This is a genomic window from Sphingomonas turrisvirgatae (assembly GCF_001721295.1).
GTDB classification, from domain to species: domain Bacteria; phylum Pseudomonadota; class Alphaproteobacteria; order Sphingomonadales; family Sphingomonadaceae; genus Sphingomonas; species Sphingomonas turrisvirgatae.
The window spans coordinates 1-21,234 of sequence record NZ_MDDS01000026.1; the positions used below are offsets into that span (position 1 = coordinate 1).

21 protein-coding genes are annotated in these 21,234 nt (G+C 66.3%); 9 read left to right on the plus strand and 12 right to left on the minus strand.

Annotated elements, in window-relative coordinates; genetic code table 11:
• Positions 1–69 precede the first annotated feature (69 nt).
• The 7 genes from BFL28_RS11165 to BFL28_RS11195 all read left to right on the plus strand — a co-directional run bounded on the left by BFL28_RS11165 (position 70) and on the right by BFL28_RS11195 (position 9,568).
• Complete coding sequence (locus BFL28_RS11165; RefSeq protein ID WP_131818632.1) at positions 70–690, plus strand: hypothetical protein; 621 nt, start codon at positions 70–72, stop codon at positions 688–690.
• Between the two features lie 61 nt (positions 691–751).
• Positions 752–2,353: an L-aspartate oxidase gene (gene nadB, locus BFL28_RS11170; RefSeq protein ID WP_069320654.1), complete on the plus strand. Its 1,602-nt coding sequence runs from the start codon at positions 752–754 to the stop codon at positions 2,351–2,353.
• 41 nt (positions 2,354–2,394) lie between these two features.
• The gene (locus BFL28_RS11175; RefSeq protein WP_277621003.1) at positions 2,395–3,771 is read left to right on the plus strand and encodes a glycosyltransferase family protein; all 1,377 of its coding nucleotides are present in this window, start codon (positions 2,395–2,397) and stop codon (positions 3,769–3,771) included.
• A gap of 153 nt (positions 3,772–3,924) precedes the next feature.
• Positions 3,925–5,013 carry a serine hydrolase gene (locus BFL28_RS11180; RefSeq protein ID WP_079247081.1) on the plus strand — a complete coding sequence of 363 codons (1,089 nt, stop codon included), beginning with the start codon at positions 3,925–3,927 and terminating at the stop codon, positions 5,011–5,013.
• Between the two features lie 37 nt (positions 5,014–5,050).
• A complete protein-coding gene (locus BFL28_RS11185; RefSeq protein WP_069320656.1) occupies positions 5,051–5,242 on the plus strand; it encodes a hypothetical protein in 192 nt (63 codons plus the stop codon).
• Between the two features lie 49 nt (positions 5,243–5,291).
• A complete protein-coding gene (gene polA / locus BFL28_RS11190) occupies positions 5,292–8,075 on the plus strand; it encodes a DNA polymerase I (protein WP_069320657.1) in 2,784 nt (927 codons plus the stop codon).
• Positions 8,072–9,568 carry a lipopolysaccharide biosynthesis protein gene (locus tag BFL28_RS11195; RefSeq protein WP_069320658.1) on the plus strand — a complete coding sequence of 499 codons (1,497 nt, stop codon included), beginning with the start codon at positions 8,072–8,074 and terminating at the stop codon, positions 9,566–9,568. The genes polA and BFL28_RS11195 overlap by 4 nt, the downstream gene beginning before the upstream one ends.
• 6 nt (positions 9,569–9,574) lie before the next feature.
• Here the strand turns inward: BFL28_RS11195 and purH are convergent, their stop codons facing one another.
• From purH to htpX, 5 genes are read right to left on the minus strand one after another with little or no spacing between them, the layout of a single operon-like run.
• The gene (purH, locus tag BFL28_RS11200) at positions 9,575–11,146 is read right to left on the minus strand and encodes a bifunctional phosphoribosylaminoimidazolecarboxamide formyltransferase/IMP cyclohydrolase (RefSeq protein ID WP_069320659.1); all 1,572 of its coding nucleotides are present in this window, start codon (positions 11,144–11,146) and stop codon (positions 9,575–9,577) included.
• 39 nt (positions 11,147–11,185) lie between these two features.
• On the minus strand, positions 11,186–12,919 hold the full coding sequence (locus tag BFL28_RS11205) for a heparinase II/III family protein (RefSeq protein WP_069320660.1): 1,734 nt from the start codon (positions 12,917–12,919) through the stop codon (positions 11,186–11,188).
• Positions 12,916–13,575, minus strand: coding sequence for a ribulose-phosphate 3-epimerase (rpe, locus tag BFL28_RS11210; RefSeq protein ID WP_069320687.1), 660 nt, complete (start codon positions 13,573–13,575; stop codon positions 12,916–12,918). The genes BFL28_RS11205 and rpe overlap by 4 nt, the downstream gene beginning before the upstream one ends.
• A gap of 41 nt (positions 13,576–13,616) precedes the next feature.
• Positions 13,617–14,897, minus strand: a complete 1,281-nt coding sequence (locus tag BFL28_RS11215) for an RsmB/NOP family class I SAM-dependent RNA methyltransferase (protein ID WP_069320661.1) — start codon at positions 14,895–14,897, stop codon at positions 13,617–13,619.
• Between the two features lie 45 nt (positions 14,898–14,942).
• A complete protein-coding gene (gene htpX, locus BFL28_RS11220; protein WP_069320662.1) occupies positions 14,943–15,881 on the minus strand; it encodes a zinc metalloprotease HtpX in 939 nt (312 codons plus the stop codon).
• Positions 15,882–15,945: 64 nt separating this feature from the next.
• Here htpX and BFL28_RS11225 point away from each other — a divergent pair, with 64 nt between their 5' ends.
• Positions 15,946–16,107, plus strand: a complete 162-nt coding sequence (locus tag BFL28_RS11225; RefSeq protein WP_069320688.1) for a DUF1674 domain-containing protein — start codon at positions 15,946–15,948, stop codon at positions 16,105–16,107.
• A gap of 18 nt (positions 16,108–16,125) precedes the next feature.
• On the opposite strand, the gene BFL28_RS11230 is transcribed toward BFL28_RS11225, so the two are convergent.
• From BFL28_RS11230 to rpmF, 5 genes are all read right to left on the minus strand, one after another.
• The gene (locus BFL28_RS11230; RefSeq protein ID WP_069320663.1) at positions 16,126–16,482 is read right to left on the minus strand and encodes a MerR family transcriptional regulator; all 357 of its coding nucleotides are present in this window, start codon (positions 16,480–16,482) and stop codon (positions 16,126–16,128) included.
• Between the two features lies 1 nt (position 16,483).
• Positions 16,484–16,783 carry an integration host factor subunit alpha gene (locus tag BFL28_RS11235; RefSeq protein ID WP_069320664.1) on the minus strand — a complete coding sequence of 100 codons (300 nt, stop codon included), beginning with the start codon at positions 16,781–16,783 and terminating at the stop codon, positions 16,484–16,486.
• Positions 16,784–16,869: 86 nt separating this feature from the next.
• Positions 16,870–17,862: a beta-ketoacyl-ACP synthase III gene (locus tag BFL28_RS11240; protein WP_069320665.1), complete on the minus strand. Its 993-nt coding sequence runs from the start codon at positions 17,860–17,862 to the stop codon at positions 16,870–16,872.
• The gene (gene plsX / locus BFL28_RS11245) at positions 17,859–18,890 is read right to left on the minus strand and encodes a phosphate acyltransferase PlsX (protein WP_069320666.1); all 1,032 of its coding nucleotides are present in this window, start codon (positions 18,888–18,890) and stop codon (positions 17,859–17,861) included. Before plsX ends, BFL28_RS11240 begins: the two co-directional genes overlap by 4 nt.
• A gap of 26 nt (positions 18,891–18,916) precedes the next feature.
• Complete coding sequence (gene rpmF, locus BFL28_RS11250; RefSeq protein WP_069320667.1) at positions 18,917–19,096, minus strand: 50S ribosomal protein L32; 180 nt, start codon at positions 19,094–19,096, stop codon at positions 18,917–18,919.
• 205 nt (positions 19,097–19,301) lie between these two features.
• Between rpmF and BFL28_RS11255 the strand changes: the two genes are divergently transcribed.
• Positions 19,302–19,739: an MAPEG family protein gene (locus BFL28_RS11255; protein WP_420911762.1), complete on the plus strand. Its 438-nt coding sequence runs from the start codon at positions 19,302–19,304 to the stop codon at positions 19,737–19,739.
• A gap of 3 nt (positions 19,740–19,742) precedes the next feature.
• On the opposite strand, the gene BFL28_RS11260 is transcribed toward BFL28_RS11255, so the two are convergent.
• A complete protein-coding gene (locus tag BFL28_RS11260; RefSeq protein ID WP_158011647.1) occupies positions 19,743–20,450 on the minus strand; it encodes a GIN domain-containing protein in 708 nt (235 codons plus the stop codon).
• A 46-nt stretch (positions 20,451–20,496) separates the two neighbouring features.
• On the minus strand, positions 20,497–21,222 hold the full coding sequence (locus tag BFL28_RS11265; RefSeq protein WP_069320669.1) for a head GIN domain-containing protein: 726 nt from the start codon (positions 21,220–21,222) through the stop codon (positions 20,497–20,499).
• Positions 21,223–21,234: the final 12 nt, after the last annotated feature.

Here is a 21,234-nt window from a genome sequence, read left to right on the forward strand (position 1 = left end):
TATGACCCCTTCTTCAGACGCGGGCAGGGGTGGGTGTGAAAAAGAGACAGGTCTCCGCCCGCCCCGATGATGGCCGAAGCGATCGTGGTCACTGCTGCGCGCGTACGACGGGTGGTTCAGGAGGATCTCGGCGATCTCAAGGCATATCGCGTGCCTGACCCGACGACACTCGCCGCCCGCTCGCACAAGCAGGTCGCGCTGATTGCCAGGGACGCGGTGCCGATCAGTCTCGTTTATGCCGCGACAATATCCTTCGGGGGCGTGTCGCAGCCGCAGGTGCGGTTGCGGGCGGTGAACAGGGTCGACCAGGGCCTGGGTCTACCGCTTCCCGCCGGTGCGGTCGCGCTTTTCGAAAGGCAGGGCGGGCGTGAGCTGTTGATCGGCGAATCCTTCACCGACGACAAAGCGGTTGGTGAGGAGGTGGAGTTCAAACTTCACCCCACGTCGAACGTCACGCTGGAGCAGCGCGCCCTGTCCACTGCACGTGGCAAGCGCTCGTTCGAGCTGATCCTACGAAATGCCAACCCCTTTTCGATTCGGTTCGAGGGTGATTTCGACATTGATGAAGCGGCGGTCCGTAACCCCTCGAACAGGTTGGCACGCAAGAACGGCCGCAATCTGTGGGCAACGAGCGTACCGGCCAATGGCACCGCGACACTTCGCTATACGGTCATCGCCGCCGATCGCTGACCTACGCGCGCTGGCTTGTGCAATCACGCCGCGCCCGCTCTAAGGGCCGCGGGAGACCTGAGTGACCGACGAGAACAAGACCAGCGACATTCTTATCGTCGGATCGGGCGCGGCCGGCCTTACTGCCGCGCTCAATCTCGCCAGCCGGTTCAAGGTCACCGTGCTGGCCAAAGGCGCGCTGAACGAAGGCTCGACCGCCTGGGCACAAGGCGGGATCGCCGCAGTCCTCGAACCAGGCGACACGTTCAAATCGCATATCGACGACACGATGGTCGCCGGCGCGGGCCTCAACGATCGCGCGACGGTCGAGTTCGTGGTAGAGAATGCGCCCAGCGCAATCGAGCGGCTGGCCGGGCTTGGTGTTCCGTTCAACATCGATACCGATGGCGAAGGCTGGCACTTGACGCGCGAGGGCGGCCACAGCGCGCGCCGCATCGTCCATGTCGACGATGCTACCGGCTGGGCGGTGCAGGAGGCGCTGATCAAGGCGGCGCGCGCGAACCCCAACATCACGCTGGTGCCGGACATGGTGGCGATCGACCTTGCTACCGGCCGCCACGAAGCCGCACGCTATTCTGGCTCGGGCCATGTGTGGGGCGTCTATGCCGTTGACCGGGCAAGCGGCAAGGTCGAGCTGTTCACCGCCCGTGCGACGATCCTGGCCACGGGCGGCGCGGGCCGCACCTATCTTTTCTCGACCGCGCCCAAGGGAGCGACTGGCGACGGCATCGCGATGGCGTGGCGCGCGGGCTGCCGCATCTCGAACATGGAGATGATGCAGTTCCACCCGACCTGCCTCTACAATCTTGACGTCAAGAACTTCCTGATTACCGAAGCGGTGCGGGGCGAGGGCGGGCGGCTGATCAACCCGCAGAGCGGCAAGCGCTTCATGAGCGACTATGACCCGGTGCGGATGGAGCTTGCGCCACGCGATGTCGTCGCGCGCGCGATCGATGCCGAGATCAAGCGCGATGGTCTGGACTTCGTGCATCTCGACATCAGCCACATGCCGTCCGACTTCGTGCGCGGCCATTTCCCGAACATCTACGAAAAGCTGCTGACGCTCGGCATCGACATGACGATGCAGCCGATCCCGGTCGTGCCGGCGCAGCATTACACCTGTGGCGGGATCGTCATTGATCTCGACGGCCGCACAGACCTTCCCGGTCTTTATGCTGCGGGCGAATGCACCGAAAGCGGGTTGCACGGGGCCAACCGGCTTGCCAGCAATTCGCTGCTCGAATGCTTCGTGTTCGGCGAGGCGGCGGCGCGGCACATCGCGGCCAGCTGGGACAGCCTGCCTCCACCACCCGCGATCCGCCCGTGGGACGAAAGCCGCGTCACTAATTCCGACGAAGAAGTGGTCATCAAGCAGAATTGGACCGAGATCCGCCGCTTCATGTGGAATTATGTCGGCATCGTGCGCACCACCAAACGGCTCGAACGTGCCGCGCATCGTATCAAGCTGCTGAACGAGGAAGTCGCAGATTATTACGGTCATTTCCGCGTCACGCCCGACCTGATCGAGCTGCGCAACCTGCTGCAGGCGGCCGAATTGATCGTGCGCTCCGCTTTGCATCGTCACGAAAGCCGTGGGCTGCACTTCACGCTCGACTATCCCGAAACCGCGCCCGAGGCGGTCGACACGGTGCTCGTGCCCTGAGACAGGCCGGTCGTGGATGGCTGGCGATCCTGGCCGTTGCCCTGCTGCTGAGGGTCGCTGCGGCATTCTGGCCCACGCTGCACCATCCTGACGAGCTGTGGCAATATCTAGAGCCCGCGCGGCATGTCGCCGGCCGGCCGTGGGTCGCCACCTGGGAGGCCGACGCGGGCATGCGCTCATGGCTGCTCCCGCTGCTTTTCGCCGGGCCGCTGGAGTTGGGCGAGCAGCTCGCGCCGGGAACCGGGTTAGGCGTGCTGCTCGCCCGGCTGGTCTGCGTGGCGATTGCGATGGGCGGCGTGGTCGCAATTGCCGGACTGGGCTGGCGCCTCTCCCGCGCGCACGGCATGGTGGCCGGCTTCGCCGCGGCGATCTGGTTCGAGCTTGCCTATTTCGCGCCCCGCACGCTGAGTGAGCCGGTCGCGACGGCGCTGCTGCTCGGCGCCGGCGCGCTGTTGGCGGTGCGCGACATTCGAAGCGCACGCTGGGCGGGGCTGCTCCTCGGCCTCGCGGTGGCGGTACGGCTGCAATATGCACCTGCCGCGCTGGTGCTGGCCGCCGGCATGACGCCACTCGACCGGCGGCACTGGTTAAACCTGGCCGCCGGTGGCGCTGTCGCACTGGCGATCAGCGCGACCGCCGAGCTCATCATGGGCAGCGTCCCGCTCGCCTGGGCCTGGCACAATATCCACCAGAATTTGGTCGAGGGGCGCGCGGCAGGGTTCGGCGTGTCGCCGCCCTGGTGGTATCTCGAATCGCTCTGGCAGCTATGGGGGCCAGCGTTTCCGCTGATCCTGCTGCTCGCTGCGGTCGGTGCGCGCCGCTACCCGGCGCTGTTCGCCGCGGCGCTGGTCAACCTCGCCGTTCATTCGCTGATCGGGCACAAGGAATACCGCTTTATCCTGCTGACCACAGCCATTCTGGTCGCGCTCGCCGCGATCGGCAGCGTCGACGTGTTGCGCAACCGCCTGCGTTCCGGCCGCAGCGTTGCGCAGCTTTGCGGCGCCTGGCTGCTCCTGTCGCTCGCCTGCCTGCTGCTCGGGTCGGCAACGCGGCAATGGGGCTCCTCGGGCGAACTGATGTCGGCGTGGCGCACGGCCGGCACCGTCCCGGGCGGGTGCGGCGTCGCCATGTATCGCAGCCATCTCAACATCTCGACCAGCCAACTGCTGCTCGGCCGCGACTGGCCACTTTATGAATACGACGCCGCCAGCGCCGGCGCGGCGCAAACATCGGCTGCGTTCAACGTCCTCATCGCGCCGGCCCGGCATGCCGGCGAGCTGCCCGCGTTCCGCCAACTTGCGTGCGCGGACCGGCGTAAACAGCGCTTCTGCGTCTATGTGCGCCCCGGCACCTGCCATGCAATCAGCGCCGACGCGCCGCACGCAATTCAGTCATTCCTGCGCAGGCACGATCGCTGAAACCGCACGGTTCCCGTAAGATGCGCCTGTTTCTTCACGCTCTGCCGCCATATTCCTGTCATTCGTCGCAGAAACGCTAGCCTTGGCTTGAGCGTAGCGGCTGCGTCGCGACATGATCGGGGGCGGGCAAGGGCAAAGGCTATCGTGTTGGAGATGAAGGCGTTTACGGTTCTGCAGCGCGCGCTGACGCTGGGCGGCCTTGCGCCTGCCCTGCTGATCGGCGCGGGCGTGCATGGCGACGACCTGCCTGCCGGACTTGCCGCGCCCACTTATCGCGTTGCCGTTCCGCCGACGCCCCGACCGCTGCCGGTCTTTCCTGCCCCTGCGACCCTCAGCTCGACCGTGACGTCGCTGGCGCGCGATTTTGGCGGCGTGGTGGGCATTTCGGTGCGCAGCATCGATTGGGGTTGGCAGATCGACGCAAACGGCAATCGCCGCATGCCGCAGCAGAGCGTGAGCAAGCTGTGGGTGGCGATGACCGTGCTCGATGCGCGGGACAAGGGCCGTTTGACGCTGGACGATCCGGTCACGCTGACCCGCGAGAATCTGACGCTGTTTCATCAACCGATCGCCGCGCTGGTGGTCAAGGATGGCGTCTACCGCACCACGGTGCGCGAGCTGCTGCTCCGCGCGATGCAGCAGAGCGACAATACTGCCAATGATCGCCTGCTCACCCTGGTCGGCGGACCCGAAGCGGTGCGTGCCTTCATCCGCGAGCGCCAGCTTGGCCAAATCCGCTTCGGCCCGGGCGAACGGTTGCTTCAGGCCGGCACCGCCGGCCTCACCTGGCAGCAGCGCTATTCGATGGCGGGCGAGTTCCAGCGCGCGCGCGCCGCCCTTCCGCCGACGGTGCGCCGTGCCGCATTCAACGCCTATGTCGCTGATCCGGTCGATGGCGCTGCACCATCGGCCATCGCACTTGCGCTGGCGCGCCTGAAGGCTGGCGAACTGCTATCGCCCTCCTCGACCCATTTCCTGACCACCGTCATGTCGGGCACCCGGACCGGTCGCGCGCGCCTCAAGGCCGCAGTGCCGCCGGGCTGGAGCCTGGCGCACAAGACCGGCACTGGCCAGGATCTTGGCAGCCGGACCGCGGGATTCAACGACATCGGCATCCTCACCGCGCCAGACGGCAAGAGCTATACGCTCGCGGTGATGATCGGTGACACCGCCCGCGTGCCGCGCGATCGTCAGTTGCTGATGCAAGCAGTGGTCACCGCAATCGTCGCCAACCACCGTTAGGATCGGAACGCCTCGTCCGGCCTACCGTTGAACCGGCATGCGTATCGCCAACCCCGTCCCATTCATCGCCCTGGCCGTTCTCTGTGCAGGCTGCGACCCCGGTCCGGCCGACCCGACCAGCGCCGTGCCGCCTGTGACGACGAATACGAGCCTGACGGGACCGGTCAATGAAGCCGCCAGTGACGAGGCAGTCATTCCCGTCGTTGCCGATCCGCCCCAGGCGCGCTGACCCCGCATCCCCTCTCGCCGAGTGCCTCTGGCACTGCTAAGCCCGTCTGATGCCGCATCTCTACCTCGTCGATGGCTCCAGCTTCATCTTCCGCGCCTATCATGTGCTGCCCAAGCTGACGAACAAGCATGGCGAGCCGGCCGGTGCCGTCTATGGCTATGTGTCGATGCTGTGGAAGCTGGCCGACGAGCTCGACAAGGCCGATGGCCCGACACATCTCGCGGTAATCTTCGACAAGTCGGAACAGACCTTCCGCAACGAGATGTACGACCAGTACAAGGCGCATCGTCCCCCGGCACCCGAAGACCTCGTCCCGCAATTCCCGATGATCCGCGACGCGACGCGCGCGTTCAGCCTGCCGTGCATCGAGGAAGCCGGCTGGGAAGCCGACGACCTGATCGCATCCTACTCGAAAGCCGCGCTGGCGCAGGGCTGGCAGGTTACCATCGTCAGTTCCGACAAGGACCTGATGCAGCTGCTGACCGAGCCGGGCATCGACATGCTCGACACGATGAAGGACCGCCGCATGGGTCCCGAAGCAGTGGTCGAGAAGTTCGGCGTCGGCCCCGACAAGCTTGGCGAAGTCCTTGCGCTGATGGGCGACAGCGTCGACAACGTCCCCGGCGTCCCCGGTATCGGCCCTAAGACCGCGGCCAAGCTGATCCTCGAGCATGGTGACGTCGAAGCCGTGCTGGCCGCCGCCCCCGCGATGAAGCCGGGCAAGCTGCGCGACAACCTCATCGAACATGCCGACAAGGCGCGCTTGTCGCGGAAACTGGTTGAACTCGCCTGCGACGTGCCGCTGCCCGACCCGCTCGAATCGATGGAGCTGAACGGCATTCCCGATGCGCCGCTGCGCGCCTTCCTCGATCATCACGGGTTCAAGACGCTGCTCGCGCGGCTCGGCAATGCCGGCACGACGGTTGCCGACGCGCCGGTCGAGACGCCGGACGTGCCGGGGCTTGAGGAAGACCCGCCTTGCAACCACGATGGCTACGCCACGGTCACCGACGCGGCGGAACTCGACCGCTGGATCGCCGACGCGCGCCACCAGGGCTGGGTCGCGTTCGATACCGAGACGACGGGCGTCGATGCGACCCGCGCCGAATTGGTTGGCGTCAGCCTGGCGCTGAAACCCAACATCGCCTGCTATGTGCCCATCGGCCATGGCGGCACCGACATGTTCGCCGAAAAGCCGGTCCAGCTTGACCGCGACGTGGCGCTCGCCAAGTTGAAGCCGCTGCTCGAAGATCCTTCGGTGCTCAAGATCGGCCACAACCTGAAATATGACGCGATCGTCCTCGCCCGGTGCTGTCCGGAACTGGGGGGCATCACGGTCGGCCCCTATGACGACACGATCGTCATGAGCTTCGACCTCGACGCGGGGCTGCACGGCCATGGCATGGACGAACTCGCCGCGACGCACCTCTCGCACAGCTGCATCGCCTACAAGGACGTAACCGGATCGGGAAAGAAGCAGATCGGCTTCCACGAAGTCGATCTCAAGGCCGCGACTCGCTATGCCGCTGAGGACGCGGACGTCACGTTGCGGCTGTGGAAGCGGTTTAAGCCGCGCCTCGCCTATGAAGGCGCAACCCGTGTTTACGAAATGGTTGACCGTCCGCTCGTCCGCGTCATCGCCGACATGGAGCGCGAGGGGATCAAGATCGATGCCGCTGTCCTGTCGCGCCTGTCCGACGATTTCAGCAAACAGATCGCCGCGCTGGAAGAAGAAATCCACGCCATCGCCGGCTTCAAATTCACCATCGGCAGCCCCAAGCAATTGGGCGATGTGCTGTTCGACAAGATGGGCATCAAGGGCGGACGGAAGGGCAAGTCGGGCGTCTATTCGACCGATGTGAACGAGCTTGAGCGGATCGCCGCCGACAAGGATTCGCCGGGGCGCGAGATGGTGTTGAAGGTGCTCGACTGGCGCCAGCTCTCCAAGCTCAAGTCCACCTATACCGACGCGTTGCAGGCGCAGATCAATCCGGCGACTGGTCGCGTCCATACCAGCTATTCGCTGACCGGCGCGCAGACCGGCCGCCTGTCCTCGACCGACCCGAACCTCCAGAACATCCCGATCCGTACCGAAACCGGGCGCCAGATTCGCGACGCATTCGTTGCCGAACCGGGCAACGTCATCCTTTCGGCCGACTATTCTCAAATCGAGTTGCGCCTTGCCGCGCATATCGCCGACGTCCCGGCGCTGCGCGAAGCGTTCGAGAGCGGTGAAGACATCCACAATCGCACTGCGATGGAGCTGTTCGGCGAGGTCAACCGCGACACGCGCGGACGGGCGAAGACGATCAACTTCGCGATCCTCTACGGCATCAGTCGCTGGGGTCTTGCCGGCCGGCTCGATGTGACGCCGGACGAAGCGCAGGGCATGATCGACCGCTATTTCCAAAGCTTCCCCGGCATCAGCCGCTATATCGCCGACACGCTGACCGAGGCGAAACAGGCCGGCTACACAACCACGCTGTTCGGCCGGAAGACGCACTTCCCCCGCCTCCAGTCCAAGACTCAGCACGAGCGCGCCGGCAGCGAGCGCGCGGCGATCAACGCGCCCATCCAAGGCACCAGCGCCGACATCATCAAACGCGCCATGGCTCGCATGGGCCCGGCATTGGCGGAGGCAGGCCTGCCCAACGTGAAGATGCTGCTCCAGGTTCACGACGAACTCGTCTTCGAACTGCCAGAAGGCGACGTCGAAGCCGCGCGCCCGGTGATCGAGCGCGTCATGGCTACTGCCGCCGAGCCTGCGATCACGCTGACCGTGCCGCTCGGCATCGAGATCGGCGTCGGCCCCAGCTGGGGCGCCGCGCATTGAGTGACGCGCGCGGGTCGGAGGAGATTACCGCGCTCGCCAAAGGCGGGCGGACCAACATCCTGGGCTTCATCCTGCGCCTCGCCGCACGGCTGCCCTTCCTGTTCATCGCCGGGCGGCTTTACGGTCCGGAGGTGGTCGGCCGCTTCGCCATTGCGGTAGTCGTGGTGGAACTGGCCGCGCTGCTCGCGACGCTTGGCCTTAAGCGGGGTCTGGCGCAGGCGCTTGCCTCGACCGAGCGCCCGCATGTCCATGTCGTGTGGGATGGGATGGCGGTCGCCTTCACCGTGTCGATCGTCGCCAGCGCCGTCCTGTTCGCCTTTCCGCAGATCATGTTCCCCAACAGTCCGGTCATGGGCATGGAGCGGCTGCTCGCGCTGATCGTTTTCGCGGTCGCCTGGTCCGACATCAGCCTAGCCGCGCTCGCCTATCGCGGGAACGTCAAGGCTGCGGTGACCGCGCGTGCGGTGGTCGAGCCATGGACGATCAGCATCGCGGCATTCGGCTTCTTCTATGTCTCGTCGCGTGACGGGCTGATCTACGCCTATGTCCTCTCGATGCTGGCCGCGCTAACCGCCAGCCTGGTGCCCTTCATACGCAGTTACGGCGTGCCGACGGGCTGGTCGCCGCGTATCACGCCGCTGCTTCAACTGGCCACGCGCAATGTGCCGCTCGCCGGTGCCGACGCGATCGAATGGGGCACGCGTAATATTGACCGGTTCATCCTCGGCCTGCTGTTCCCGCCTGCGGTAGTCGGCATCTATTACATGGCGCAACAGGTCAGTTCGATCCCGCAGAAGCTGAAGACCAGCTTCGATCCCGTGCTCGGCCCCTCCATCGCGCGCAACCTGGCCGCCGGCAATCGGGCGGCGATCGGCGCGCAGATCAAGCAGGTCGCTTTCTGGATCATCACGCTGCAAATGGCGCTGCTCTTGATGCTCGGCATTCCAGCCGAGGGCGTCATGGGAATCGTCGGCCCGCAATTCGTGGCAGGTTCCGCAGCTTTATGTTTCCTGCTTGCCGCTGAGGTCCTCGCCTCGCCAGGCGCGATTGCCGAGGCTGGTCTCGTTTATGTCGCCAGGATGCGAAACCTTATCATCTCGCTGTTGCTCCTCGCCTTCCAGGCAGCCCTGTCGTTCGCGCTGGTGTTACTGATGCGCAACCTGGGCTGGGGAGTGAACTATCAGGCGGCGGGGCCGGCTGTCGCGCTCGCTTTCACCGTGCTGCTCGCCTCGACGATTAAATGCTCGCTGCTCAGTCGACTGCTCGGGGCGCGCACCTTCGGCCTGCGCCCCGCCTTCTTCGCCGCGGCCGGAACCGCGGCGCTGGTCGGCAGCGCCTTCACCGCCCTGCCCCGCAACCTTGAATGGCTGGAACTATCGGTCGGCATCCCGGCGATCTTCGCCGCATTCTTCCTCATCATCGGCAAATGGGCGCTGAGCGATGAGGACCGCAAGCTGTTCAAGCGGCTGCCGAAGGAAGGTCAGCCTGCCTGAGCCCGCTCAATGCCGGAAGTGCCGCATTCCGGTGAACACCATGGCAAGCCCCGCTTCATCCGCCGCCGCGATCACTTCATCATCGCGGATCGATCCGCCCGGCTGGATCACCGCCGTCGCGCCTGCTTCGACCGCGGCGAGCAGCCCATCGGCAAAGGGGAAGAAGGCGTCGGATGCGACCGCGCTGCCGATCGTGCGTGACTGATCCCAACCCGCCTTGTCCGCTGCGTCCTTTGCCTTCCACGCTGCGATCCGCGCGCTTTCCAGCCGGTTCATCTGCCCCGCGCCGACGCCCGCCGTGCTGCCGTCCCTGGCATAGACGATCGCGTTGGATTTGACGTGCTTGGCGACTGTCCAGGCGAACAGGCAGTCTTTCAACTCCTGCTCGCTGGGCGCGCGCTTCGTCACAACCTTCAGTTCGTCGGCAGTGATCCGCCCGTCGTCGCGCGACTGGATCAGAAAGCCGCCGGCGATCGACTTCATCGCCCGCCCGCGCCGCGCAGGGTCGGGCAGGTCGCCGGTCAGCAGCAGGCGCAGGTTCTTCTTCCGCGCGAACACCGCCTTCGCCGCATCATCGGCATCGGGCGCACACACGACTTCGGTAAAAATGCCCGAAATCGCCTCTGCGGTCGCTTCGTCGAGCGGGCGGTTGACCGCGATGATCCCGCCAAACGCCGATACCGTGTCGCAGGCGAACGCTGCCTTGTACGCGTCGATCAGCGTCTCGCCAGTGGCAACGCCGCACGGATTGGCATGTTTCACGATGACCACCGTCGGCGGGCCGTCACGAAACTCGCTGACCAGTTCAAGCGCCGCATCGGCGTCATTATAATTGTTGTAGCTGAGTTCCTTGCCCTGCACCTGACGCGCTTGGGCGATCCCGTTCACGCCGCCACCGGCCTGAGTGTAAAGCGCCGCGATCTGATGCGGGTTCTCGCCATAGCGCAATTCGGCCTGTTTGATCATCGGCACCGCGACCGTTTCGGGGAAGCGCTGCCCCTGATCGACATGCGCGAACCAGCCGGCAATCGCGGCATCATATTGCGCCGTCAGCGCATAGGCCTTGGCAGCGAAACGGCGGCGGTCCTCCAGGCTCGTCTCGCCGGTGGCGACCACGCCGTAATCGGCCGGATCGGTGACGATGGCGACATAGGCGTGGTTCTTGGCTGCCGAACGAACCATCGAGGGACCACCGATATCGATATTCTCGATGATCTCGTCTCGGCTGGCACCCTTCGCGACGGTCTGCGCGAACGGATAGAGGTTGACCACAACCAGGTCGATCATGCCGATGCCGTGCTCGCTGGCTGACCCCATATGCCTCGGATCCTCGCGCACGGCGAGCAGCCCGCCATGCACGACCGGGTGCAGCGTCTTGACCCGCCCATCCATCATCTCGGGAAAACCGGTCAGGTCGGATATGTCGCGCACAGCCAGCCCGGCATCGCGCAGCGCCTTCGCCGTGCCACCGGTCGAGACCAGTTCGACGCCCTTGGCGGCGAGTGCCTCGCCAAGTTCGACGATGCCGGTCTTGTCCGAGACGGAAAGGAGGGCGCGCTTGATCTGGATGCTGCTCATGCGCGGGGGCTTTAGGCGGTCAGCCCGGGGGTGCAACCCCTATCTCGCCCGGTGGAACAGCCATGACACGCTGTGCCCGCCAACCGGCGCTTCGCCTGCAAGGACGATCTGCTGAGTCTCGCGCGGCATGCCGTCGCCATCGACCCAGACGCTTTCCTCGATCGCAAACGTCGCGCCACGCGCGCGGAACTGCCACACCGCCCCCGATCGCAGCCTCAACAACGCGCCGGCATTGTCGGCAGTTGGTGACAGTTCGACGCCTGGGTGAAGATGAAAGCGGATCGCGAATGGTGCCGGCACTGCCTTGCCTCGCCGTCCGGCGGGAAGCAGGCTGTCCTCGCCGCGAACGTCGCGCCCGTCCGCGCCGAGCGCAATCGTGCGGCGATGCGTGACTCCGTGGCGTCGGACATAACCATCATGGCTCGCCTCGATCCTGCTCGCCGTCTCGGTTTCCTGGCGGTTCAGCTCCATTTCGCCGACTCCGCGCCCCAGCGTGCCATCGGGATGGATCGCAGTGGAATTGCTGTCTCCAACGACCAGGGTCGAATGCGCCGCGGTGGTGCGTAAGCCTTCGCACAGCGCCGCCGGCAAGCGAAGGTCGGCGCCGCGAGCGCCGCCGCAGCTGACCACGATCCGTTCAGGCCCATCGGAAAACTCGAACGCCAGCGTCGAGGCGCAACCGCCCTCCGCGGTTCGCGCGATCGGCGGGGGAGCAGCATCCATGATGACCACCGTCTTCTGCTGCACCAGCCGCTGATAACCCCATTCGCGCGCTTGGCGGAGGGGGCGGGTTCGGATGCGGGTGGCGGCGATCACGTCGTCCACTTGTGCGCCCGGGACAGCAACGCCGCCCTGGAAGTTCGCGAGGCCGCGGTCGCCATGCGTCGTGCCGAGCAGGGCGGCGACCATACGGGTCAATGTCACCTCGACGCTTTCGGGCGTATCGATCCGGCGCGCGGCGTAGCTCGCGCGCAGCAGCGTGAGCAACATGACCGCTTCGAGCAGCGCCATGGGCGAGCGACCGACGATCCCGCCGTCCTCGCCCACCGACATGCGCAACGCGCGGTTGAGCCCCGCTTCGCCGAAGGCGCGGCGCGGATCTCCACCCGGGATCATCAGCCCGGCCGACAGCACGCCGCACCAGGCCGCGATCCGCGCCGTGCCCAGCGGGACGCGATCCGCCGCACGGTCGAGGTGCCGCGCCCCCCGCGCGAGCGTGTTCAGCACTTGGGAGCGATAGACTAGATCGGTGCTGGAAAGGATGAGCGGCGCATGCGCGGTCCAGAACAGGATGCGGCGCCCCCACAGGTCCGCCCGCCACGCCGGATCGGTCACCTTTTCGGCATGCACGCCCAGCCATTTGCGCATCATCGCTTCCGCAATCGGAACCGCTTCCTGGCGCGTCGCCACGCTGGAAAGATCGCGAAGCCATGCGAAGCTGTGCAGATAGTCGCCGAACGGCTTCGACCAGTTCGGCTTGGCAAGGTCGAGTGCGGCAATGGCGTGGCGTTCGCCGCGATTACGCAGCTCGCCTTCAAGCAGCGCACGGCCCCGCGCCATATCGCCCAGAAAGGGATCGTCGGTCACCGCGATCAGCTTGAGCGGATAGCGCCCGCGCAGTCGCAGGCTGTGAATCGGCGTGCGCCAGGTCAGGCGGTGCAGGCGCTCGCTGATGCGGTCGGCAAGCGACAGACCTCTGTCGCCCCCGATCCGGATCAGCCGCTTGCCCTGGTCGATCCCGTCGGTTGCGGGATCGCCGCCTTGCTCGCTCACCCTTGTCTTAGCGCGCGGATATTGTCGGCATAATGTGCCGGCCCGCCCTTGAAGGCAGCGGTGCCCGCAACCAGCGCGTCGGCCCCGGCCGCGATCACCCGCGCGCAGTTCGAGGCATCGACCCCGCCATCGACCTCAAGATCGATCTGCCGGCCGCTCGTGTCGATCTTAGCGCGCAACGCGGCGATCTTTGCGATCTGACTTTCGATGAACTTCTGTCCGCCAAATCCCGGATTGACGCTCATCACGAGGATAAGGTCGGCAAGGTCCAGGACATGATCGACCACATCAACCGGTGTCGCGGGATTGAGCACCACCCCGGCGCGCTTGCCCAATGCCTTGATCGTCTGAAGCGTGCGATGGAGATGCGGCCCCGCCTCGGGATGCACCGAAAGGCAGTCGGCCCCGGCATCAGCGAAAGCCTCGAGCAAGGGGTCGACTGGTGCGATCATCAGATGGACATCGAACGGCTTGGCGCTGTGCGGGCGCAGCGCCTTGATCACCGCCGGGCCGATCGTGATGTTCGGTACGAAATGCCCATCCATCACGTCGATATGAATCCAGTCGGCGCCGGCCTCGTCGATCGCGCGCACCTCCTCGCCCAACCGGGCGAAGTCGGCGGAAAGGATCGAAGGTGCGATGCGGACTGGCGACATGATCATGCCTTAAGCAAGTCCCGAATCGCTATCAACCGAGATCAGCCCGCGCGCCGCAACCGCACCATGAAGAAGCCGTCCAGCCCGCCGTGCCTGCCCAACATATCCGGCAAAATGCGCAGCCAGCCCTGCGCGTTCGGCGAAATCCCGTCCGGCAGCTCCTCGCGCCGGATCGCGTCGATGGCAAAGCCGTCATGCTCTGCAAGAAAACGATCGATCTGCGCCTCGCCCTCTTCGGGCTCGAGCGAGCAGGTGGCATAGACCAGCACACCGCCCGGCCGCACCCATTGCGCCGCGCGGGGCAGCAACGCGGCCTGCAACTCGGCCATTTCCGCGATCACGCGCGGGCGAACGCGGTGCAGCACGTCGGGATGGCGACGGAAGATGCCGGTGGCGCTGCACGGCGCGTCTAGCAGCACGGCGTCCACCGCACCCTCGGGCTGCCATTTCAGCAGGTCGGCAGCGACGATTTGCGCCGACAGACCTGTCCGATCCAGATTTTCGCGAAGTCGCGCCAGACGACTTTCGGAGATGTCGACCGCGGTCACATCCCATCCGGCGCTGGCCAGCTGCAGCGTCTTGCCCCCAGGCGCGGCGCATAGATCGAGCACGCGGCCGGCACCCGGGCCGATCAGGCGCGCGGGGATGGACGCAGCAAGGTCCTGCACCCACCACGCCCCTTCGGCATAGCCCGTCAGTTGCGGCACCGGCATGTCGCTGCGCACCCGCACATGGCCGGGCAGCAGGACATCGCCTTCAGGCGCAGGACCATCACTGCGCAGCGTAAGATCGAGCGGCGGCGGCTGGGTGATTGCAATTGCGGCGGCCGCTGCGACGTCGTCACCCCAATTGGTCGCCAGCCGCATATGGGCCTCGTCCGGCAGGCTGGCATGTTCGGGCAGAGTCACGCCCTGCCGCATCAAGGTCCCGAAGACGCCGTGCACCAGCTTGCGCGGCCCGCCATCGACCAGCGGCAGCGCGGTTGCGATCGCGGCATGGGGTGGCGTGCCGAGCTGCAGCGCCTGAACCAGCGCGATGCGCAGCACGAAACGCGCCTTGGCATCGTCGGCAAGGCGGTTGCGAGTCGCCGAATCGATCAGGCCGTCGAGGTCGGCAAGCCGACGCAGCACTTCGGCGGCGATGGCATGCGCCAGCCCGCGGTCGGATGGCGCCAAGCCCGTCGTGGCCTTGTCGAGCGCCTGTTCGATCGCCAGGCCGCGCCGCAGCACCGCGTCGAGCAGCCGCAACGCGGCACGGCGGGCGGGGACGCCCGGTGCATCGGGTAGCGGCCGGCGAGGCGATCGGTTGGCAGGATCAGGCATCAGCGGCCCCTACGCGCTTTATCGCGCCGGATCATCCGCAATCCGCTAGCACCGCCGCCCAAGACCCAGCGCGCTTGGCTTGCGGCGCGCGGACTCTATGCCGAGTGCCGAGCGACGCGGCTGCGCCTGAGCCAGGGCGGGCGCGGCATGGCCCATCTCGCTCGCCAACGCCTCAAGCTGCGCGATCCGGTTGCCGGTATCGGGGTGCGTCGAAAACCAGCTGTCTCCGTCGCGCGCAAGGCTCGGAACGATATAGAGTTGCGCCGCCGCCGGCACGCGCGCCGCCACCGGGTTGGGGATCGCCGCCGCGCCGCGCGAGAGTTTGGCCAGCGCCGAAGCGAGGGCGCGCGGGTTCCCCGAAATTTCCGCCCCCCCCCGATCGGCGCCATATTCGCGTGCCCGGCTGATCGCCATCTGCACGATCATCGCCGCAAAGGGCGCGACGAACACCGCCAGGATCGTCGCCAGCAGCGCGCCGCGATTATCGTTGCTGCGAAAGAACATGCCGAAATTGGCGAGCATCGAGATCGCGCCGGCAATCGTTGCGACCATCGTCATGATCAGCGTATCGCGATTGCGCACATGCGCCAGTTCGTGCGCCATCACCCCGGCAATCTCGTCACGGTCGAGCATGTTCAGCAAGCCGGTCGTCGCCGCGACGGCCGCGTTTTCGGGATTGCGCCCCGTCGCAAACGCATTGGGATGTGGCGAGTCGATGATATAGACCTTGGGTATCGGCAACTGCGCCCGTTGCGCCAACCTTGCGACCAACGCGTAGAATTCGGGCGCGCTCGCACCATCGACTTGCCTGGCGCCGTGCATCGACAGCACGATCTTGTCCGCGTTCCAGTAGGTAATCAGGTTCATGCCGACCGCGACCAGCAGCGCAATGACCATCCCGCCGCGCCCGCCGATCGTGAAGCCCAGTGCCATGAACAGCGCCGTCAGCGCCGCCAGCAACATCCCCGTCTTGAAACCGTTCACTTGTCTCCGCTCCTTCTCGCGCCCAATGTGGGAAGCGAGCATAAAAGCTGCAATCGAGGAACTCATGGGCAAGCGCCCCGATCATGTAAAACCGCCAGAGCATCTGTCGAAGAGCCCACCGGTGCCGCAGCCGCAAGCCGGCTCAAAGGCCAAGGAAGATCCGCTGGGCACCGATCCCACTCGCTATGGCGACTGGGAACGCAAGGGCATCGCCGTCGACTTTTGACGATCCGCAGCCCGCGGTTCAGCCGGCGTCGTCGCGCAGCGCCCGGGCCAGCGCATCGCGCACGGCACGCAGCGAGATCACGCCGCGCGCATCGGAGACAGGCGCAGCGGCAGGCTTTACCGCCGTCTCGCTCGCAAGCAGTCGTTGCACACCGCGAATGGTGTAGCCGTCGCGGGCCAGCAGCGTATCGATGCGCCGCACCAGCGCCACATCGTCGGGCCGGTAATAGCGCCGTCCGCCAGCGCGCTGCAGCGGCTTCAACTGCGGGAAGCGTGTTTCCCAATAGCGAAGGATATGCTGCGGACGCCCGATCTCCTGCGCAAGCTCGCCGATCGTGCGGAAGGCATTGGGCCCCTTATCCGGACCGACAGGCACGTTAGCCCCCGCTGACAATCCGGTCGCGCAGCAACTGGCTGGCTCGGAACGTCAGCACGCGGCGCGGCGCGATGGGCACTTCGACTCCGGTCTTGGGGTTGCGGCCGACCCGCTCGCCCTTGTCGCGCAGGATGAAGCTGCCAAAGCCGGAGATCTTGACGTTCTCACCACGGCTTAGCGCCTCGCACATATGGTGCAGGATCTGCTCGACCAGGCGAGATGCATCGGCGCGCGACAAACCGACTTCGCGGTTCAGCGCATCGGCAAGATCGGCTCTGGTCAACGTCGCGGCGATCGCCATGCGGAAACAACTCCCCGGGGAAGCGCGCACCCTATCACGATCGCGATGGAACGCAACTATCGTTACGTCATCGAAACGATAGCGTATCAGAACCGGACGACTGCGGCGCCCCAGGTAAATCCACCGCCCATCGCTTCGAGCACCAGCAGGTCGCCGCGCTTGATCCGGCCGTCCTTGACTGCAGCATCAAGCGCCAGCGGCACTGATGCCGCCGACGTGTTGGCGTGCCGGTCGACCGTCACGATCACCTTTTCGGGGGCAAGCCCCAGCTTCTTCGCGGTCGCATCCAGGATGCGGGCATTGGCTTGGTGCGGAACCACCCAATCGACATCGGCCGCCGCGAGCCCCGCCGCGCTAAGGCTCTCGTTCATCACAGCCGCAAGGTTGGTGACGGCGTGACGGAACACTTCCTTGCCCTTCATGCGCAGCTTGCCGACCGTGCCCGTGGTCGACGGGCCACCATCGACATAGAGCAGCTGGTTGTGGCGGCCATCGGCGTGGAGCCGGGTCGCGAGCACGCCGCGACCATCGCTTGCCGCCGTTTCCTGCGCCTCCAGCACGATGGCGCCTGCACCGTCGCCGAACAGCACGCAGGTCGCGCGATCCTCCCAATCGAGGATGCGGCTGAACGTCTCCGCGCCGATCACCAGCGCGCGATTGGCGCTGCCGGCACGGATCATGCTCTCGGCAACCTGGAGTGCATAGAGGAAACCCGAACACACCGCCGCCACGTCGAAGGCAACGCAATCGCCGATACCCAGCGCCGCCTGCACCTTGGTCGCGCTCGCCGGAAACGTCTGGTCGGGCGTCGCCGTCGCCAACACGATCAGATCGATAGCGGCAGCTGCGATACCGGCGCTGGCGATCGCCTCCCGGGCCGCGTCGGTCGCCAGTGTCGATGTCGTCTCGTCGGGCGCGGCGATGTGGCGGAAGCGGATGCCGGTTCGTTCGACGATCCACTCGTCGGAGGTGTCGACTTGCTGCGCCAGCTCCGCGTTCGACACGCGCCGCGCCGGCAGCGCAGAGCCGGTCCCGGCAATCACGGCACGCCGAACCAGGGCCTCGCCCGCACCACTCATGCCGCTTGCGCCTCGAAGTTGCCGAGATCCTCGGAAATGCGGCGCGTCAGATCGTCGCGGACCATCTTGGCGGCCACGCCGATCGCCGTCTCCACGCCGATCTCGCTCGCGCTGCCGTGACTTTTCACCACGATGCCGTTGAGGCCCAGGAAAACCGCGCCATTGTGAATGTTGGGATCGAGATGATGCTTCAGCAGCTCGGTAGCGGGCCGCGAGATCAGAAAGCCGATTTTGGATCGGATCGAGCTGGAGAAGGCACGCTTGAGAAGGTCGGCGACGAACCGCGCGGTGCCCTCCACCGTCTTCAACGCGATGTTGCCGGCAAAGCCGTCGCACACGATCACGTCGACGTCGCCGCGCGACATGGCATTACCCTCGATGAAGCCCGTGAAGGTCAGGGGCAGATGCTTGGCGGCGCGCAGCTTGGCCGACGCCTCGCGGATGCTGTCGGTGCCCTTCATCTCCTCGGTGCCGATGTTCAGCAGCGCGACGCGGGGCGACGGCAGGTCGAGAACGGTGCGGGCATAAGCCGCGCCCATGACGGCGAACTGGATGAGGTTGCGGCTGTCCACTTCGGTGTTGGCGCCTAGGTCCAGCATCACCACGTCGTTCGCACCCAGCGTCGGCATCCGCGCGGCCAGCGCGGGGCGATCGATCCCGGGCAGCATGCGCAGCGCCAGCTTCGACATCGCCATCAGCGCGCCGGTATTGCCCGACGATACGGCAGCCGCCGCCTCGCCGCGCTTCACCAGATCGATCGCAATACCCATCGATGTCGTCTTGGCGCGGCGGATCGCCTGGCTCGGCTTGTCGTCCGCGGTGATGACGTCGGGCGCGTGGACGATCTCAGACGCGGCGGTCAGGTTCGGGTGATTCTTGAGGCCGTCGCGAATCGCCGCCTCATCCCCGACCAGTACGAAGCGCATGCCGTCGAACCGATGCCGCGCACGCGCGACACCGGCGAGCATGACCGCAAGCCCCTCGTCGCCGCCCATCGCATCGACGGCGATTCGCGCGCTGGAGGTCATGCGGTCAGGTTCCCGTGGGTTAGGGCTCAGGCCTCGACCGAGACGATCTCGCGGCCGTTATAATGGCCGCAGCCACCGCACAGCACGTGCGGACGCTTCAGCTCGCCACAGTTCGGGCATTCCTGAAAGGCCTCGACCTTCAGGGCGTCGTGCGACCGGCGCATGCCACGGCGGCTGGGCGAAACTTTTCTCTTGGGGACGGCCATGTCGGCAAACCTTCTGGATTCTGTCGTCTAAAAATCGGACTCGCGACTAGGCCGGAAACGACAAGCGGGCAAGCGCCAGCAACCCGGCGCTCGCCGGACGCCGATCTGGCCATCGCGAAGCGAGCGAGCGCCTATACCGATTTTCGCCCGAGTTGCAAGGCAAGCCGCTGAAAGACTAGGATCGCCCCTTTAGGGGGAGCCTGACTTGGACGCCATCATCCTGCCCGTGACGCTCGCCGCCGCCGCGGCGTGCGCGATCATCAACTTCTGGCTGGCGATTCGCACCGGTATGGCCCGTCGCGCCGCGAACGTGTCGATCGGCGATGGTGGCGATTCGCGCCTGATCTCCCGGATGCGCGCCCATGCCAATTTCGTGGAATACAGCCCCTTCGTGCTGATCCTGCTGGTGGTGATCGAGCTGGCCATCGGCACGCACTGGTGGCTTTGGACCGCGGCCGCGCTGTTCGTGATCGGCCGCATCCTGCATCCGCTCGGCATGGACAGCGTTTGGAAGCCGGGACGAGCGATCGGCGTGGCGCTCACCTTCGCCATCCTGCTCGGGCTTGCCGGAGTTGCCGCGACGATCCCGTTCTTCAGCTACGGGACGGTCGAGACGATCGAGGTCGTTGAGGCTGCGGCCTGACCGCTAATCCGCAGCCGGCTTGTTATCGCAGCTCATCGGTCCTGGCCCGGACAGGCGGCAGACCGCCGTGCCGGCGACTCGCACCGCGCCGGTGCCGAGCGCCGATAGCGCGGCGGTCAGGCTGGCGCTGAAGCGGCTGTCCCCCGAGCTTTGCGACTGGACAGAAAGGTCGGCGACACTCGCACCCGCGGCGTCGATCGACCCGGCGCCCTGGCTGATGAAGCGCGCGCTGCGCACCTTGCCGCCGCTCAACCGTATCGCGCCGGTGCCGGTCAGCGTCGCCATCACTTGATCGGCGGTCACGCTACCCACCTCGATCACGCCCGAACCGGCCAGGCCAAGCTCGACCCGCTGGCCGGCCATGCGGTCGACTGCGATGCGGCCGCCACCGTTCACGCGCGCGCCGCGCAGCTGACGTGCCGAAACCTTGACCAGCAGCTGCCCTTCGCGCTCGCCGCGCCAGCCATCGTAGCGAATCGTGCTTGGCGCGATGACCAGCAGGCCGCCATCGACCCGCATGTCGATGCGGTCGGTGGCCTTGCGGTCGCCGCTCACCACCGCGCCCGGCGGTCCGCCGCTGGTCACGTTCACCACGAATGGACCCGACAGGCGGATCCGGTCGAAATCGGTAAGCATAAAGCGCCGCTCGGTCGTGGCCGGCGCGGCACCGGTCGCGAGCAGCGCCAGCGGCAGGACAAGCAAGCGCGACATCATGCGTGACGCATCGCACCGATCATGGGCGATGCGCAAGCCAGGCTCAGCTGCAACGCACCTCGCCCGAGCCGAGCTTGCTCACGTCGCACTTTGCACCCCCGGTCAGATCGACATTGCCCGAACCGACGACCGACACCTTGGCTTCGCTGGTGAACTGCGCGCGCACATTGCCCGCACCGGCGATCGAGATCTTGCCGCGATCGGCCTTGACCCCGCTTGCATCGATGTTGCCCGAGCCGGCGACCTTGGCGCTGATCTCGCTTGCCTGGCCGGTCCCCAGCTTCATGTCCCCTGACCCGGCAAGCGAGAGCCCCGCCCTGCCGCCGTTCAGCTGCGCGATGCTCAAATCGCCCGAACCGGCGATCGCGCCGCTGAAATCGCCGTCCGCGCGGTCGACCGCCATGTCGCCCGAACCGGCAACGCTCGCCGCCGTCAGGCGCGGCAGGGTAACCGTGATCTTCGCACCCTTGTCGCCGCGCCAGCGCCAGTCGCCATCCTTGCGGCCGATCTGCAGCGTGTCGCCGTCCTTGCGGATTTCGAGCTGGTCGAGCAGCGCGCTGTCGCCCGTCGCGGTCACGGCAAAGCCGGCGCCATGCCGCACCTCGACATCGTCCGCGCCCTTGAGCGCCACCGCGGTGAAGCCTGCGACATCGAAGCTGCGCGTGCCGCCGCTGCCCGAGGGCTGCACGACATCCCCGCTCATCCCATTGGCCAACCCGCAAGCCGCCAGCGGCAGCGCAGCGATCAACGCAGCAAATGCAGTCTTCATGACGACTCTCCC

What these genes read in the sequence shown, in the direction of transcription:
- BFL28_RS11235 (WP_069320664.1), bottom strand. Translation starts at nt 16,783, where the DNA reads ATGGCGATCGCCGCGACGTTGACCAGAGCCGATCTTGCCGATGCGCTG.
- rpmF (WP_069320667.1), bottom strand. Translation starts at nt 19,096, where the DNA reads ATGGCCGTCCCCAAGAGAAAAGTTTCGCCCAGCCGCCGTGGCATGCGC.
- BFL28_RS11165 (WP_131818632.1), top strand. Translation starts at nt 70, where the DNA reads ATGGCCGAAGCGATCGTGGTCACTGCTGCGCGCGTACGACGGGTGGTT.
- rpe (WP_069320687.1), bottom strand. Translation starts at nt 13,575, where the DNA reads ATGTCGCCAGTCCGCATCGCACCTTCGATCCTTTCCGCCGACTTCGCC.
- BFL28_RS11260 (WP_158011647.1), bottom strand. Translation starts at nt 20,450, where the DNA reads ATGTCGCGCTTGCTTGTCCTGCCGCTGGCGCTGCTCGCGACCGGTGCC.
- polA (WP_069320657.1), top strand. Translation starts at nt 5,292, where the DNA reads ATGCCGCATCTCTACCTCGTCGATGGCTCCAGCTTCATCTTCCGCGCC.
- BFL28_RS11240 (WP_069320665.1), bottom strand. Translation starts at nt 17,862, where the DNA reads ATGAGTGGTGCGGGCGAGGCCCTGGTTCGGCGTGCCGTGATTGCCGGG.
- BFL28_RS11185 (WP_069320656.1), top strand. Translation starts at nt 5,051, where the DNA reads ATGCGTATCGCCAACCCCGTCCCATTCATCGCCCTGGCCGTTCTCTGT.
- BFL28_RS11225 (WP_069320688.1), top strand. Translation starts at nt 15,946, where the DNA reads ATGGGCAAGCGCCCCGATCATGTAAAACCGCCAGAGCATCTGTCGAAG.
- BFL28_RS11180 (WP_079247081.1), top strand. Translation starts at nt 3,925, where the DNA reads ATGAAGGCGTTTACGGTTCTGCAGCGCGCGCTGACGCTGGGCGGCCTT.
- plsX (WP_069320666.1), bottom strand. Translation starts at nt 18,890, where the DNA reads ATGACCTCCAGCGCGCGAATCGCCGTCGATGCGATGGGCGGCGACGAG.
- BFL28_RS11215 (WP_069320661.1), bottom strand. Translation starts at nt 14,897, where the DNA reads ATGCCTGATCCTGCCAACCGATCGCCTCGCCGGCCGCTACCCGATGCA.
- purH (WP_069320659.1), bottom strand. Translation starts at nt 11,146, where the DNA reads ATGAGCAGCATCCAGATCAAGCGCGCCCTCCTTTCCGTCTCGGACAAG.
- BFL28_RS11265 (WP_069320669.1), bottom strand. Translation starts at nt 21,222, where the DNA reads ATGAAGACTGCATTTGCTGCGTTGATCGCTGCGCTGCCGCTGGCGGCT.